This window comes from Variovorax rhizosphaerae, from assembly GCF_037889975.1.
In the GTDB taxonomy this organism is placed as follows: domain Bacteria; phylum Pseudomonadota; class Gammaproteobacteria; order Burkholderiales; family Burkholderiaceae_C; genus Variovorax; species Variovorax rhizosphaerae.
In genome coordinates this window covers 259,548-272,922 of the sequence record NZ_JBBKZT010000003.1, presented here as the reverse complement: position 1 = coordinate 272,922, position 13,375 = coordinate 259,548, and the positions used below count along the sequence as shown (strand labels likewise).

The 13,375-nt window shown below is 65.1% G+C and carries 12 protein-coding genes; 7 read left to right on the top strand and 5 right to left on the bottom strand.

What is annotated here, in order from left to right:
• Nucleotides 1-24 precede the first annotated feature (24 nt).
• Nucleotides 25-909: a lysophospholipid acyltransferase family protein gene (locus tag WKW82_RS07895; RefSeq protein ID WP_340341714.1), complete on the top strand. Its 885-nt coding sequence runs from the start codon at nucleotides 25-27 to the stop codon at nucleotides 907-909.
• 81 nt (nucleotides 910-990) lie between these two features.
• Here WKW82_RS07895 and WKW82_RS07890 read toward each other — a convergent pair whose 3' ends face one another.
• Both WKW82_RS07890 and yihA read right to left on the bottom strand, forming a co-directional pair.
• Nucleotides 991-1,902: an alpha/beta fold hydrolase gene (locus WKW82_RS07890; RefSeq protein ID WP_340341713.1), complete on the bottom strand. Its 912-nt coding sequence runs from the start codon at nucleotides 1,900-1,902 to the stop codon at nucleotides 991-993.
• Nucleotides 1,903-1,969: 67 nt separating this feature from the next.
• A complete protein-coding gene (gene yihA / locus WKW82_RS07885) occupies nucleotides 1,970-2,689 on the bottom strand; it encodes a ribosome biogenesis GTP-binding protein YihA/YsxC (protein ID WP_422823445.1) in 720 nt (239 codons plus the stop codon).
• A 76-nt stretch (nucleotides 2,690-2,765) separates the two neighbouring features.
• On the opposite strand from yihA, the gene WKW82_RS07880 reads away from it, so the two are divergent.
• From WKW82_RS07880 to WKW82_RS07860, 5 genes are all read left to right on the top strand, one after another.
• Nucleotides 2,766-3,425, top strand: coding sequence for a c-type cytochrome (locus tag WKW82_RS07880; protein WP_340341711.1), 660 nt, complete (start codon nucleotides 2,766-2,768; stop codon nucleotides 3,423-3,425).
• Nucleotides 3,426-3,534: 109 nt separating this feature from the next.
• A complete protein-coding gene (locus tag WKW82_RS07875; RefSeq protein WP_340341710.1) occupies nucleotides 3,535-5,691 on the top strand; it encodes a cytochrome c biogenesis protein ResB in 2,157 nt (718 codons plus the stop codon).
• The gene (gene ccsB, locus WKW82_RS07870; protein ID WP_340341709.1) at nucleotides 5,688-7,004 is read left to right on the top strand and encodes a c-type cytochrome biogenesis protein CcsB; all 1,317 of its coding nucleotides are present in this window, start codon (nucleotides 5,688-5,690) and stop codon (nucleotides 7,002-7,004) included. Before WKW82_RS07875 ends, ccsB begins: the two co-directional genes overlap by 4 nt.
• A gap of 144 nt (nucleotides 7,005-7,148) precedes the next feature.
• Nucleotides 7,149-8,147 (top strand): protein-methionine-sulfoxide reductase catalytic subunit MsrP, encoded by a 999-nt coding sequence (gene msrP / locus WKW82_RS07865; protein ID WP_340341708.1) that lies wholly within the window; start codon nucleotides 7,149-7,151, stop codon nucleotides 8,145-8,147.
• A 10-nt stretch (nucleotides 8,148-8,157) separates the two neighbouring features.
• A complete protein-coding gene (locus tag WKW82_RS07860; protein WP_340341707.1) occupies nucleotides 8,158-8,805 on the top strand; it encodes a protein-methionine-sulfoxide reductase heme-binding subunit MsrQ in 648 nt (215 codons plus the stop codon).
• 114 nt (nucleotides 8,806-8,919) lie between these two features.
• Here WKW82_RS07860 and lysA read toward each other — a convergent pair whose 3' ends face one another.
• Together lysA and lptM are read right to left on the bottom strand one after the other, a co-directional pair.
• Nucleotides 8,920-10,191 (bottom strand): diaminopimelate decarboxylase, encoded by a 1,272-nt coding sequence (gene lysA / locus WKW82_RS07855; RefSeq protein ID WP_340341706.1) that lies wholly within the window; start codon nucleotides 10,189-10,191, stop codon nucleotides 8,920-8,922.
• Complete coding sequence (gene lptM, locus WKW82_RS07850) at nucleotides 10,188-10,475, bottom strand: LPS translocon maturation chaperone LptM (protein WP_340341705.1); 288 nt, start codon at nucleotides 10,473-10,475, stop codon at nucleotides 10,188-10,190. Before lptM ends, lysA begins: the two co-directional genes overlap by 4 nt.
• A 12-nt stretch (nucleotides 10,476-10,487) precedes the next feature.
• Here lptM and cyaY point away from each other — a divergent pair, with 12 nt between their 5' ends.
• The gene (gene cyaY, locus WKW82_RS07845; protein WP_340341704.1) at nucleotides 10,488-10,823 is read left to right on the top strand and encodes an iron donor protein CyaY; all 336 of its coding nucleotides are present in this window, start codon (nucleotides 10,488-10,490) and stop codon (nucleotides 10,821-10,823) included.
• 86 nt (nucleotides 10,824-10,909) lie between these two features.
• Here cyaY and WKW82_RS07840 read toward each other — a convergent pair whose 3' ends face one another.
• Nucleotides 10,910-13,327, bottom strand: coding sequence for a penicillin-binding protein 1A (locus WKW82_RS07840; protein WP_340341981.1), 2,418 nt, complete (start codon nucleotides 13,325-13,327; stop codon nucleotides 10,910-10,912).
• Between the last annotated feature and the right edge of the window lie 48 nt (nucleotides 13,328-13,375).

Below are 13,375 nucleotides of genomic sequence, written 5' to 3'. Positions count from 1 at the left end.
GGACGGAGCGCGAGGGCTTTTCCGATGAGTCTTTCCGCGCGCCTGGGCATCGTTTTCATGAAGGGGCTGGCGCATGTCCCGCTGCCGCTCCTGCGCGGTTTCGGCTATGTGCTTGGCCGCATCCTGCACAGCGCCGCGGTACCGCGGCGGCGGGTGGTCGACAAGAATCTCGCGGCGTGCTTCCCGGACAAGTCGGAAGCGATGCGACAACGCATCTCGCGCGAAACCTTCGTCTACGTGGCGCAATCCTGGCTCGATCGCTCCTGGCTCTGGCATGCGCCGCGCGAGGTGGTGGAACGCCGTACCAAGCTGGTCGGCGCGCCGGCCGACATCGATGAAGTGCTGAATGGCACCACCCCGCTGATCCTGTTCGCGCCGCACTTCTATGGCCTGGACGCGGCCGCCACGAGTCTGACGATGCGCACGCCGCGCGAGTCGACCACCATCTACACCACGCAGCGCAATCCGATGATCGACGATTGGGTTCGCATCAGCCGCGCGCGCTTCGGCAACGTGAAGCCGCTGAACCGCGTCGACGGCATCAAGCCGATCGTGGCTGCCTTGCGCAAAGGCGGCATGCTCTATCTGCTGCCGGACATGGACTTCGGGCGCGACCAGTCGGTGTTCGTGCCCTTCTTCGGCGTACCGGCCGCTACGGTGCCCTCGCTCTCCCGTTTTTCGCGGCTGGGTCGCGCCAAGGTCTTACCGGTCCTATCGCGCGTCACCCGGGAGGGCTATGACATCGAAGTGCTGCCCGCATGGAAGGACTTTCCGACCGACGACGCCGTCGCCGACACGGCCCTGATGAACGAGCGGCTGGCCGGCTACATCGAGACGATGCCCTCGCAGTACTACTGGGTGCATCGCCGGTTCAAGACGCGGCCGGAGGGCGCGCCTTCGATCTATTGAATCCCCCGCTTGGGCGGGACTGCGCCGCGCAGTGGATCAGGTCGAGCTGGCCAAGCCACATCGACCTGACATCGCAGGCGCTCAGTGGCGCTGCATGAACGCCTCGATCTCGCGCGCCACGTTCTCCGGCTGCTCATGCACGATCCAGTGCGTCGCATTCGGCACCTTCTTGATCTCGAGCTTCGGCACGTAGTCCTCCAGCCCTTCCAGCAGGCCGGGCAGCAGGGCCGCATCGTCGAGCGCCCAGAACACGAAAGTCGGTACGTTGACGACGAGCCGTTCGCGCGGCAGCGTCGGGATCGGCGCCGCTGGCTGGCCGGGCACGGCGGGCTTCATCGGCGTCACGCGATAGAGGTTGCAGGCGCCGGTCAGGCCGGCGCTCCACACTTCGCGGTACTGGTCCTTCACCGCATCGGTGAGCCAGCCGAAGCCATCGGCACCCGCCTTCATCAGCAGGAAGAAGGGCCACATGCGCTTGAAGTCATCGGCGGCGAGCATTTCCTCGGCCTTGGGGTGCGCCAGGAAGTTCATGTAGGCGCTGGCCTTCTGCTGTTCCGGATTGTTCGTCAGCTCGCGCGCGAAGGTGCCGGGGTGCGGCGAATTGATGATCACCAGCTTGCCGAGTTGCGCCGGCAACGCGTTGGCAAAGCCCCAGGCGAAGGCACCGCCCCAATCGTGCGCGACCAAGGTGTCGATCTGGCCGCCGGCGCTCTCGGTGGCGGCCAGTTGTGCGATGTCCTGGATCATCAGGGGTGCCTTGTAGGCATCCACCTCGGTCGGTGCGCTGGATTTCTCGAAGCCGCGCAGGTTCGGCGCGACGCAGCGATAGCCGCCGTGCTCGGGTTGTGCGAAGTATTCGAGCAGCGGGTCCCAGATGAACGCCGCCTCCGGAAAGCCGTGAAGGAACACCATCAACGGCCGACCGGGCTCGCCGGTGGCGCGGCAGCTGAGGGTGATGCCGCTGGGCAGCGTGCGCTGGAAGGTCTGGACCATGCGTGTAGTTCCTTGTGTTATCGATTGAAAAGTGCGCCCGTACGGGTCGGGCGGATGTGGAGGGAAGTCATTCGGACGCTGGCTGCGTGCTCGGTTCCGGATGCACCCAGTCCCAGAGCAGTTCGGCAGCTTCCTCGACGCCCTGTTTCTTCAGCGCCGAGAACAGCTTCACCTCGCCGCCGCCGGCCTGCAGTTTCGTGATCGACAACACCTTGGCGCCCTCGGAGCGGGTGAGCTTGTCGGCCTTGGTCAGCAGCACCAGGAACTTCAGCCCCTCGGCCACCCGCGGGCGGATGACGTCGAGCAGGATCTCGTCGAGTTCGGTCAAGCCGTGGCGCGGGTCGCACATCAGCACCACGCCGCGCAGCGTCTCGCGCGTCATGAGGTAGTTGCCCATCACGCGTTGCCAGCGCAACTTGGCTTCCTTGGGCACGGCCGCATAGCCATAGCCGGGCAGGTCGGCCAGCACCGCGTCGTCCACCTTCTGCTTGCCGACGCCGAACAGGTTGATGTGCTGCGTGCGGCCGGGCGTCTTGGAGGCGAAGGCCAGGCGCGTCTGCTGCGTGAGCGTGTTGATGGCGGTGGACTTGCCAGCATTGGAACGGCCCACGAAGGCGATCTCGGGCAGGTCGAGCGTGGGCAAATGTTCGAGCTGCGGCGCGCTCGTGAGGAAGTGCGCGGTGTGCAGCCAACCCATGGCGACGCGGCCGCGTTCGGCCTTGGCGGGGTCGACCACGGCAGGCGGACGCGAGGATATGGGGGCCTGCTTGCGCGGCGGGGAGATCATCAACGGGCTTTCGTAGCGGGGGTGCATTGTAGAATTACCGGGTTTTGCGCCCACGAATCGAATCAAACCCTCCGATATGAAGTTGCTCGTCCCCTTCCTGCTCGCTGCCCTGCTGGGCGCCACCGGCACCTCCAGCTTCGCGGCTGACGAGCATGCGGCAGCACCCGCTGCCGCGGCACCGGCCAAACCCGCAAAGCCGGACCTCGCAAAGGGCGACGCGGCCTACAACGCGAAGGCGTGCGCCTCGTGCCACAACGCGGACGGCAACTCGGCGGTTCCGGCGAATCCCAAGCTGGCACAGCAACATCCGGAATACATCCTCAAGCAGCTGGAAGAATTCAAGTCCGGCAAGCGCAAGAGCGCCATCATGTCGCCGATGGCCGCGGCGCTGAGCGATCAGGAAATGCGCGACATCTCCTGGTTTGTCGGCTCGAAGACGGCCAAGCCCGGCTTCGCCAAGGACAAGAACACGGTCGAACTGGGCGAGCGCATCTACCGCGGCGGCATCGCCGATCGCCAGGTTCCGGCCTGCGCCGGCTGCCACAGCCCGAACGGCGCCGGCATCCCCGCCCAGTACCCGCGCCTGGGTGGCCAGCATGCCGACTACCTGGTCACGCAGCTCGTGGCCTTCCGCGACGGCGGCCGCACCAATGCGCCGATGATGACGGGCGTGGCCGCCAAGCTGAACGATCGCGAGATCAAGGCGGTCTCCGATTACATTGCCGGATTGCGCTGAAATCACGCATTCCGGCTGAACCAAACAGCAAGAGAGAACCCCAAGCAAGGCGGGTCCGTCCATCCGGATGGCCCGCCTTAGTCTTTGGCACCAGCGCTTTCCAATCCCCATGTCCGTCTCCGTCTCCACCCACGGCCTTCGCCTGAAACGCGGCTCGCATGCCTTGCGCGCGGCGGTGGAGCTGCTGTCGTCGATGCGCTTTGCCATCGCACTGCTCACGGTGATCTGCATCGCCTCGATCATCGGCACCGTGCTCAAGCAGCACGAACCGGTCGGCAACTACGTCAACCAGTTCGGGCCGTTCTGGGCGCAGGTGTTTCGGGCGGCGCTGCTCGACTCGGTCTACAGCGCCTGGTGGTTCCTGCTGATCCTGCTGTTCCTGGTGATCAGCACCTCGCTGTGCGTGGCGCGCAACACGCCGCGCATCCTGGCGGACTTCAAGGTCTACAAGGAAGACATCCGCGCCCAGAGCCTGAAGGCCTTCGGCCAGCGCGCCGAGACGGTGCTGGGCGAGACGCCCGACATGGCGGCCAACCGGATCGGCCAGCTGCTTTCGGGCGGTGGCTGGAAGGTCAAGCTGCAGCGGCGCGAGCTGCCAGGTAAGGACGGCGGCTGGATGGTGGCGGCGCGCGCCGGCGGCGCGCACAAGCTGGGCTACATCGCCGCGCACAGCGCCATCGTGCTGGTGTGCATCGGCGGCCTGCTCGATGGCGACCTGATCGTCAAGGCGCAGACCTGGTTCGCCGGCAAGAGCGTCTACACCGGCGGCGGGATGATCGCCGACGTGCCGCAGCAGCATCGGCTGTCGCCCGACAACCCGACCTTTCGCGGCAACATCCTGGTGCCCGAGGGCGGGCAAGCCGGCGTGGCCATCCTGAACCAGTCGACCGGCGTGCTGTTGCAGGAGCTGCCGTTCTCGATCGAGCTGAAGAAGTTCATCGTCGACTACTACTCGACCGGCATGCCCAAGCTGTTCGCCAGCGAAGTGGTGCTGCACGATCGCAAGACCGGCGAGACGAAGGATGCGCGTATCGAGGTGAACCATCCGGCGAGCTGGAAGGGCATCGAGATCTACCAGTCCAGCTTCGACGACGGCGGATCCACCGTGACGCTCAAGTCGGTGCCGATGGCCGCGGCGGCCAAGCCCTTCGAGATCGAAGGCACCATCGGCAGCAGCGCGCAACTCACCAACGGCAACGAGAAGCTCACGCTCGAATACACCGCGCTGCGCCTCATCAACGTCGAGAACTTCGCGGATGGAACCAGCGGCAGCGGCGCCGACGTGCGCAAGGTCGACCTCGTGCACGACCTGCAATCGCGGCTCGGCGCGGCCAACAAGACCGACAAGCCGAAAACGCTGCGCAACATCGGCCCGAGCATCAGCTACAAGCTGCGCGACGCTTCGGGCCAGGCGCGCGAGTTCCAGAACTACATGGCGCCGGTCGATGCCGGCGATGGCATGCCGGTGTTCCTGCTGGGTGTGCGCGAAAAGCCCGAGGAGCCCTTCCGCTACCTGCGTGTGCCGGCCGATGACAAGGGCACGATGGACGGTTTCACCCAGATGCGCGCTGCCCTCGCTGATGCCACCCTCCGCGAGAAGGCGATTGACCGCTATATCGCCCGCGTGGGCGATGCGAAGCGCCCCGAGTTGGCGGAGCAACTGCGTGTGTCCGCTGCGCGTGCGCTCGGCCTGTTTGCTGGCGTCGAGCGCGTCAAGCCGGACAGCCCGCGCAGCGGCGGTTGGCAGGCCATCGCGGACTTCATGGAAGTCAACGTGCCGCAGGGCGAGCGCGAGCGCGCCGGCACGGTGCTGGTTCGCATCCTGAATGACGTGCTGTTCGAGGTGCTCAACCTCAGCCGCGAAAAGGCCGGGCTGGCCGACCTGCCGCCGGACCAGAAGTCGCAGGCCTTCCTCACGCAGTCGGTGCTGGCCATCAGCGACGCGGCCTTCTATCCGGCACCGATGGCGCTCATGCTCACCGACTTCAAGCAGGTGCAGGCCAGCGTGTTCCAGGTCGCGCGCGCGCCCGGCAAGAACGTGGTCTACCTGGGGTGTTTGTTGCTCATCATCGGCATTTTTGCCATGCTGTACGTGCGTGAGCGCAGGCTCTGGGTCTGGCTGACGCCTGACGGCGTGCGCGCCGGCGACACGGCGGCCACCATGGCGTTCTCGGTCAATCGCAAGACCATGGACAGCGACCGCGAATTCGAGCACCTCAAAGCAAGGCTGCTCGCCATTGAAGATAAAAAGGAGACGGTGTCATGACGACCACCACCCTCACACTCAACGACAGCTGGCTGTCACGCCGCAACGCGTTCGACTGGGTCTTTGCATTGCTGGTGCTGGCGGGCGGCGCGTTCGTGTTCTCGCGCTATGCGGCCTCGATGGATTCGTACGAGAAGCCGATCCTCGTCGCCGCACTGATCGCCGGCATTTCGCTCGGCTGGTTCTGGCGGCCGCTGCGTGTGCTGGCGCTGGTGGTGGCTGCCGCTTCCTTACTGGCGATCTCGTCGTACCAGGGCGACCTGGCGCGCGCCGACACGGTGTTCCAGCTCAAGTACTTCCTGTCGAGCCAGTCCGCCATCCTCTGGATGAGCGTGTTGTTCTTCATGAGCACGCTGTTCTATTGGCTGGGCCTCTTCGGCGGAAAGCAGGGCGATGCGATGGAACTCATCGGCTCCCGCGTCGCATGGGCGGCGGTGACGATGGCACTGATCGGCACCATGGTCCGCTGGTACGAAAGCCATCAACTCGGTCCGGACATCGGCCACATCCCGGTCAGCAACCTCTACGAAGTGTTCGTGCTGTTCTGCTGGATCACGACCGCGTTCTACCTGTTCTTCGAGTCGCGTTACAAGACGCGCTCGCTCGGCGCCTTTGTCATGTTGGTCGTCAGTGCGGCCGTGGGCTTCCTGCTCTGGTACACGCTGGTGCGGCAGGCGCATGAGATCCAGCCGCTGGTGCCCGCGCTGCAAAGCTGGTGGATGAAGCTGCATGTGCCGGCCAACTTCATCGGCTACGGCACCTTCGCGCTGGCTGCGATGGTCGCCTTCGCCTACCTCATCAAGCAGCAGGCCGATGAAACCCGCTGGTACAAGCTCACGCCGATCTGGCTCTTCGGCATTGCGCTTTGCTTCGTGCCGGTGGCTTTCCGCCAGCGCGTGCAGGAGGCGGGCGGCAGCTACTGGCTGGCCTACGCGGCCATCTCCGCCGTGATCGCGGCCGGCATCCTGATGGGGCGCAGGCGCATCGCGTCGCGGCTTCCGGCGCCGGAAGTGCTGGACGACGTGATGTACAAGTCGATCACCGTCGGCTTCGCGTTCTTCACCATCGCCACCGTGCTGGGTGCGCTTTGGGCAGCGGATGCCTGGGGCGGCTACTGGAGCTGGGACCCGAAGGAAACCTGGGCGCTGATCGTCTGGCTCAACTACGCCGCCTGGCTGCACATGCGGCTGGTCAAGGGGCTGCGTGGCACGGTGGCTGCCTGGTGGGCGCTGGGCGGCTTGGCCGTGACCACGTTTGCGTTCCTGGGCGTGAACATGTTCCTGAGCGGCCTGCACAGTTACGGAACGCTTTGAGGAACCTTCGCACCGGCATGGATCTCCCAGTGCCGTTGGCGGCATTTGTTGACGGTTGAAACCGATCGGGGCGTCGGCGCGTAACCTGTTCGTCGTGTGGTACGAACTACCCGGTGAGTACAACGACACAAGCGAAAGGCACTCATGCTGATCAAGAGCCGTCAAGACGGATTCAACCATCCGGTTCCGAGCGAAATCACCCCGCGCGATGTCTACGAGGGCCGGCGCGACCTGCTCAAGCTGCTGGCCGGCGGCGCGGCAGGCGCGGTGCTCTCGTCCTGGGCCGCACGCGACGCCATGGCGCAAACGAGTGCCCCCGGCAAGCTGGCCGCATTGGTCGGCGCCAAGTCCTCGGTGGCCGGCGCCATGACCACCGAGAAGGTAAGCGACTACAAGGACGCCACCAGCTACAACAACTACTACGAGTTCGGCACCGACAAGGCCGATCCGGCCAGGAACGCCGGCACGCTCAAGACCAAGCCGTGGACCGTCGAGATCGAAGGCCTGGTCAAGAAGCCGGGCAAGTACGGCATCGAGGACCTGATCAAGCTGAACGCGCAGGAAGAGCGCATCTACCGCCTGCGCTGCGTCGAGGGCTGGTCGATGGTGATCCCGTGGGTCGGCTATTCGTTGGCGGAACTCATCAAGAAGGTCGAGCCGCAAGGCAATGCCAAGTTCGTCGAATTCGTGACGCTGGCCGATCCGAAGACTATGCCCTTCGTCGGCTCTCGCGTGCTCGACTGGCCGTATGTAGAAGGCCTGCGCATGGACGAGGCAATGCATCCGCTCACGCTGTTGACCTTCGGCATGTATGGCGAAGTGCTTCCGAACCAGAACGGCGCGCCGGTGCGCCTCGTGGTGCCATGGAAGTACGGCTTCAAGAGCGCCAAGTCGATCGTCAAGATCCGCTTCGTCGAGAAGGAGCCGAGCACCGCGTGGAACAAGGCCGCTGCGAACGAGTACGGCTTTTACTCGAACGTGAACCCCAATGTCGATCACCCGCGTTGGAGCCAGGCGACCGAGCGCCGCATCGGCGATGGCGGCGGCCTGTTCGCCAAGCGCACCAAGACGCAGATGTTCAATGGCTATGAAGCCCAGGTCGGCCAGCTCTACGCGGGCATGGACTTGAAGAAGAACTACTGAGCGTGCGGCCATGAACAAGCTGCTGCTGCATCCGGCGGCCAAGCCGCTGGTCTTTTTGCTCTGCCTGCTGCCCTTCGCCTGGATGGTCTACGGCGCGTTCACCAACGGCTTGGGCGCCAACCCGGCCGAGTACCTGATCCGATCGAACGGCGACTGGACCTTGCGCTTCATCTGCATCGTGCTGGCGGTGACGCCGCTGCGCGTGATGACCAAGTGGAACGGGCTCGCGCGCTTTCGTCGGATGCTGGGCCTGTTCGCGTACTTCTACGTCGTGCTGCACTTGCTGAGCTACAGCTGGTTCGACATGGGCTTCGAACTGGGCGACATCGCGAAGGACATTGCCAAGCGGCCGTTCATCCTGGTCGGATTCACCGGCTTCCTGCTGCTGACGCCGTTGGCCGCCACGTCCTTCAATCGCGCCATCAAGGCGATGGGTGCGAAGCGCTGGCAACTGTTGCACAAGCTGGTCTATGTGATCTCCGGCCTCGGCCTGCTGCACTTCTTCTGGATGCGCGCGGGCAAGAACAACTTCAACGAAGTGTTCATCTATGCCGCGATCATCGCGGTGCTGCTGGGGTGGCGCGTGTGGAACTACGCGAGCAAGAAGATCAGCGCTACGCCTGCGGGGCAAGGGCGGCCGCAGCTGTCGAAGCGGTAGCGACGACACGCGCCGGTGCAGGTCCCGGTTCGAAGCACCGCGAAATCGGGCTCTGCCGGGCCGATGGTGTTGCGCCCGGCGCCGGGCGAAGCAGACAACCGGACCTGCAACGCGCTAAATGGTCTCGCTCAGCAGTTGGTCCTCGACCGACTCGCGACGGCGGATCAGCTTTGCGCTGTCGCCACTGACCAGCACCTCGGCAGCGCGGCCCCGCGTGTTGTAGTTGCTGGCCATGCTCATGCAATAGGCGCCCGCCGACAGCACGGCCAGCAGGTCACCCGCTTCCACCGCCAGTGCGCGGTCGCGGCCGATCCAGTCGCCGCTCTCGCACACGGGGCCGACCACGTCGTAGATCGTCGCGTCGGTCGAGCGCTCATGCACCGGCACGATCGCGTGGAAGGCCTGGTACATCGCGGGACGGGGCAGATCGTTCATGGCCGCGTCGATGATGCAGAAGTTCTTGTCCTCGCCGGGCTTGGTGTAGATCACCTCGGTCACGCAGACGCCGGCATTGCCAACCAGGGAGCGACCGGGCTCGATGATGAACTTGCGGTCGCCGAAGCCACGCGCATCCACCCGCGCCAGCAACCGTTGCCAGAGGGCATCCGCCGCTGGCGGCGTGTCTCCCTGGTAGTTGATGCCCAGCCCACCGCCGAAGTCGATGTGGCGCAGCCGGATGCCGTCACGTTCCACCGCTTCCACGAGGTCCAGGATACGGTCCATGGCGTCGAGGTACGGCGAGGCCTCGGTGATCTGCGAGCCGATGTGGCAGTCGATGCCCACGACCTCCAGGCCGGGCAGCGAGGCGGCATGCCGGTAGGCCGCGGGCGCGTGGTCGTGCGCGATGCCGAACTTGTTGCCCTTCAATCCGGTGGAGATGTAGGGATGCGTCTTCGGATCGACGTTGGGGTTGATGCGCAGGCTGATCGGCGCGCGCTTGCCCATCGACAGGGCCACCTCGTTCAGCACGTCGAGTTCGGCTTCTGATTCGACATTGAAGCAGCCGATGTTGGCCGCGAGGCCCTGGCGCATCTCCGCGCGCGTCTTGCCGACGCCGGAGAACACGATCTTGGCAGGGTCCGTCCCGACCGCCAGCGCACGCACCAGGTCGCCGCCGGACACGAGGTCGAAGCCGCAGCCCGCCTCGGCAAACACGCGCAGCACGCCCAGCGAGGAATTCGCCTTCATGGCGTAGCAGACGAGGGCGTTGCGACCGGCAAAGCCGCGCTGGTAGGCCGCCAGCGCATCGAGCATCCACTGCTTCGAATAGACGAACAGCGGCGTGCCGTGTTCGCGCGCCAACGCATCGAGCGACACGCCTTCGACGTGCAATTGACCATCGCGTTGAGCGACATGGGGATGGCCGGGCAGGGGGTGGATGTTCACTTGGCGGGTTCCGTGGTCTTTTCGGTGGAGTCGGTTGCGTTGGAGTCGGTTGCGGCGGGGTCGGTGGCTGTGGGCGCGGTACCGGTACGAGCGGGGGCAGGCGCTGGCGCCGCAGTCGGGGGCTTGCGCAAGGCCGGGATCACCACCTCGGGCAGCGTGGCGCGGTTTGCGGCGGCCGGCTCGGTCGGCAGGTAGAGGGCGCCACGTTGGCCGCAGCCGGTGATGCCGACCCCGACCCACGAAAGGCCAAGCGCGATCACTAGAATTTGAGGGACTTTCAACATCGTGAAATTGTAATGACCGACCCTGAGTACCTCGACCGCGCGGAAGCGGCGCTTGCCGCCATCGAACAGGGCTGCGACCGCATCAACGACGCGACCGACGCGGACATCGACAACCAGCGCGTGGGCGGGATGATCACGATCACCTTCCCGAACAAGAGCCAGCTGATCGTGAACCTTCAACCGCCGTTGCAGGAGATCTGGCTGGCGGCGCGGTCGGGCGGCTATCACTATCGGCAAGTCGATGGTGCTTGGCGCGATACCAAGACGGGCGAGGAACTGTTTGCCAACCTCTCTCGTGAAGCGTCCGCTCAATCGGGCCAATCGCTGCAGTTTGATGCAGCGAGTTGAGGAGACTCTGACGTAGTCCGCCGCAGGGCGCGCACGCAGCGAATGCGCGGCCTGCGGACGCCTGTCACAGTCTCACCGCGCCGTCTTCAATTCCGGAACAGATCGAGGATGCGGTTGCGTTCTTCCGGCTGCGCTGGCGGCGAAACAGGTGCGCCTGACAGCGATTCAGCCGCTGGCGCGGACGCCGAGCCACCGTGGTCCACACCGAGGCTGGACACGGCACGGCCGGGCGCGTAGTCGTCGAAGTACCACTCACTGCCAATATTGACCACGCCGGACGGCGCCGGCAACTCGGTCACCGGAACACCCTTGAGCGCGGTTTCCATGAAGGAGATCCAGATCGGCAGGCTCAGGCCGCCGCCGGTTTCCTTGTCGCCCAGCTTGCGCGGCGTGTCGTAGCCCATCCAGGCGATGGCCGTCATGGTGGGTTGGAAGCCGGCGAACCAGGCGTCGAGCGAGTCGTTGGTGGTGCCGGTCTTGCCATAGAGGTCGTTGCGCTTCAGCGTGGCCTGTGCCTTGGCGGCGGTGCCGCCGCTGGCCACCGACTGCAGGAGGCTGTCCATGATCCAGGCGTTGCGCGCCGGAATGGCGCGCATGGAATCGTTCAGCACGGGCGGCTGCCGGTCGACCAGGACCTTGTCCTTGTGGTCGGTCACGCGCGTCACGAGGGCCGGCGCGACGCGGTAGCCGCCGTTGGCAAAGACCGAATAGCCGGTGGCCATCTGCATCGGCGTGACCGAGCCGGCGCCGAGCGCCATCGGCAGGTAGGCTGGGTGCTTGTCGCGGTCGAAGCCGAAATTGGTGATCCAGTCTTGCGCGTAGTGCGTGCCGATCGACTGCAGGATGCGGATCGACACCATGTTTTTCGACTTCATCAGCGCGCGACGCATGGACATGGGGCCCTCGAAGCCGCCGTCGTAGTTCTTGGGCTCCCACGGCTGGCCGCCAGTGGTGCCGGCGTCGAAGAACAGCGGTGCGTCGTTGATGACCGTGGCCGGCGAGAAGCCCTTTTCGAGCGCTGCCGAGTAGATGAAGGGCTTGAAGCTCGAGCCTGGCTGGCGCCAGGCTTGCGTCACATGGTTGAACTTGTTCTTGTCGAAGTCGAATCCGCCGACCAGGGCCTTGATGGCGCCGTCGCGCGGGTCCATCGCGACGAAGGCGCCCTCGACTTCGGGCAATTGGGTGATTTCCCAGGCGTTCTTGGGTGTCTTGGCGATCCGGATCACCGCGCCGCGGCGGATCCGGATGTTGGGCGCTGCCTTGTCGGCCAGGCCGGACTGGGCGGGGCGCAGGCCTTCGCCGCTGATGGTCAGGGTTTCGCCATTGCCACGCACGGCCGTCACTTCCTTGGCGGAGGCCTTGAGGACCACGGCCGACATCACGTCGCCGTTGTCCGGGTGGTCGGAGAGGGCGTCGTCGACCGCGTCGTCCAATTCCTTGGGGTTCTGGGGCAGGTCGACGAACTTCTCGGGGCCGCGGTAGATCTGGCGCCGCTCGTAGTCCATGATGCCCTTGCGCAGCGCCTTGTAGGCGGCGGCCTGGTCGGCTGCCACCAGCGTGGTGTAGACCTTGAGGCCACGCGTGTAGGTCGTGTCGCCGTACTGGGCGTACATGAGCTGCCGCACGGTTTCGGCCACGTACTCCGCGTGAAGGCGGTTCGCGTCCTGTGCCTCGCGCAACTGCGGTTCTTCCTTGCGGGCTTCGTCGGCCTGTTCCGCCGTGATGAAGCCGGCGTCCTCCATGCGATCGATCACGTAGAGCTGGCGGCCGCGGGCGCGCGTGGGGTTGTTGACCGGATTGTTGGCGCCGGGCGCCTTGGGCAGGCCGGCGAGCATCGCGGCCTGGGCGATGGTGATGTCCTTCAGCGGCTTGCCGAAATAGGCCTCCGACGCGGCGGCAAAGCCGTACGCGCGGTTGCCGAGGTAGATCTGGTTCAGGTAGATCTCGAGGATCTGGTCCTTCGTGAGCAAGTGCTCGAGCTTGAATGTCAGGAGGATTTCGTAGACCTTGCGCGTCAGCGTCTTCTCGGAACTCAGGTAGACGTTGCGTGCCACCTGCATCGTGATGGTGGAGGCGCCCTGGCTCTTGACGCGGTTGAGGTTGGCCAAGGCGGCGCGCAGCATGCCCTTGTAGTCGACGCCACCGTGACTGTAGAAACGGGCATCTTCCGCGGCCAGCACCGCATCTTTCATGACCTTTGGAATGGTATCGATCGGCGTCAGATTTCGACGCTCTTCGCCAAACTCGCCAATCTGGATGCCTTCCGAGGAAAATACACGCAGCGGCAGCTTCGGCCGGTAGTCGGCCAGTTCGGAGATGTCAGGCAGATTAGGATATGCAACCGCCAGTGCGACAGCAATCACGAACAGAAGCGACAGAATGCCCGCTATCGCAAAGCCAGTCGTCCAAAGGAAAAATCTCAGCAACCACCTGAGCCAGGCGGGTCGCCCAGGTCGAGGAGAAGCGGTCTTGGCGGGCCCGGAGGCTTTTGTTTTTTCGGGCATGGAGAGTGGCAGAGTCAACCAGACATTATAAAAAGGGCGTCCTCGCTT

Bases quoted from the DNA above. Each gene is read 5' to 3' on its own strand.
- cyaY (WP_340341704.1), top strand. From the start codon at position 10,488: ATGACCGACCCTGAGTACCTCGACCGCGCGGAAGCGGCGCTTGCCGCC.
- ccsB (WP_340341709.1), top strand. From the start codon at position 5,688: ATGACGACCACCACCCTCACACTCAACGACAGCTGGCTGTCACGCCGC.
- WKW82_RS07895 (WP_340341714.1), top strand. From the start codon at position 25: ATGAGTCTTTCCGCGCGCCTGGGCATCGTTTTCATGAAGGGGCTGGCG.
- msrP (WP_340341708.1), top strand. From the start codon at position 7,149: ATGCTGATCAAGAGCCGTCAAGACGGATTCAACCATCCGGTTCCGAGC.
- yihA (WP_422823445.1), bottom strand. From the start codon at position 2,689: ATGATCTCCCCGCCGCGCAAGCAGGCCCCCATATCCTCGCGTCCGCCT.
- WKW82_RS07875 (WP_340341710.1), top strand. From the start codon at position 3,535: ATGTCCGTCTCCGTCTCCACCCACGGCCTTCGCCTGAAACGCGGCTCG.
- lptM (WP_340341705.1), bottom strand. From the start codon at position 10,475: ATGTTGAAAGTCCCTCAAATTCTAGTGATCGCGCTTGGCCTTTCGTGG.
- WKW82_RS07840 (WP_340341981.1), bottom strand. From the start codon at position 13,327: ATGCCCGAAAAAACAAAAGCCTCCGGGCCCGCCAAGACCGCTTCTCCT.
- WKW82_RS07860 (WP_340341707.1), top strand. From the start codon at position 8,158: ATGAACAAGCTGCTGCTGCATCCGGCGGCCAAGCCGCTGGTCTTTTTG.
- WKW82_RS07880 (WP_340341711.1), top strand. From the start codon at position 2,766: ATGAAGTTGCTCGTCCCCTTCCTGCTCGCTGCCCTGCTGGGCGCCACC.
- WKW82_RS07890 (WP_340341713.1), bottom strand. From the start codon at position 1,902: ATGGTCCAGACCTTCCAGCGCACGCTGCCCAGCGGCATCACCCTCAGC.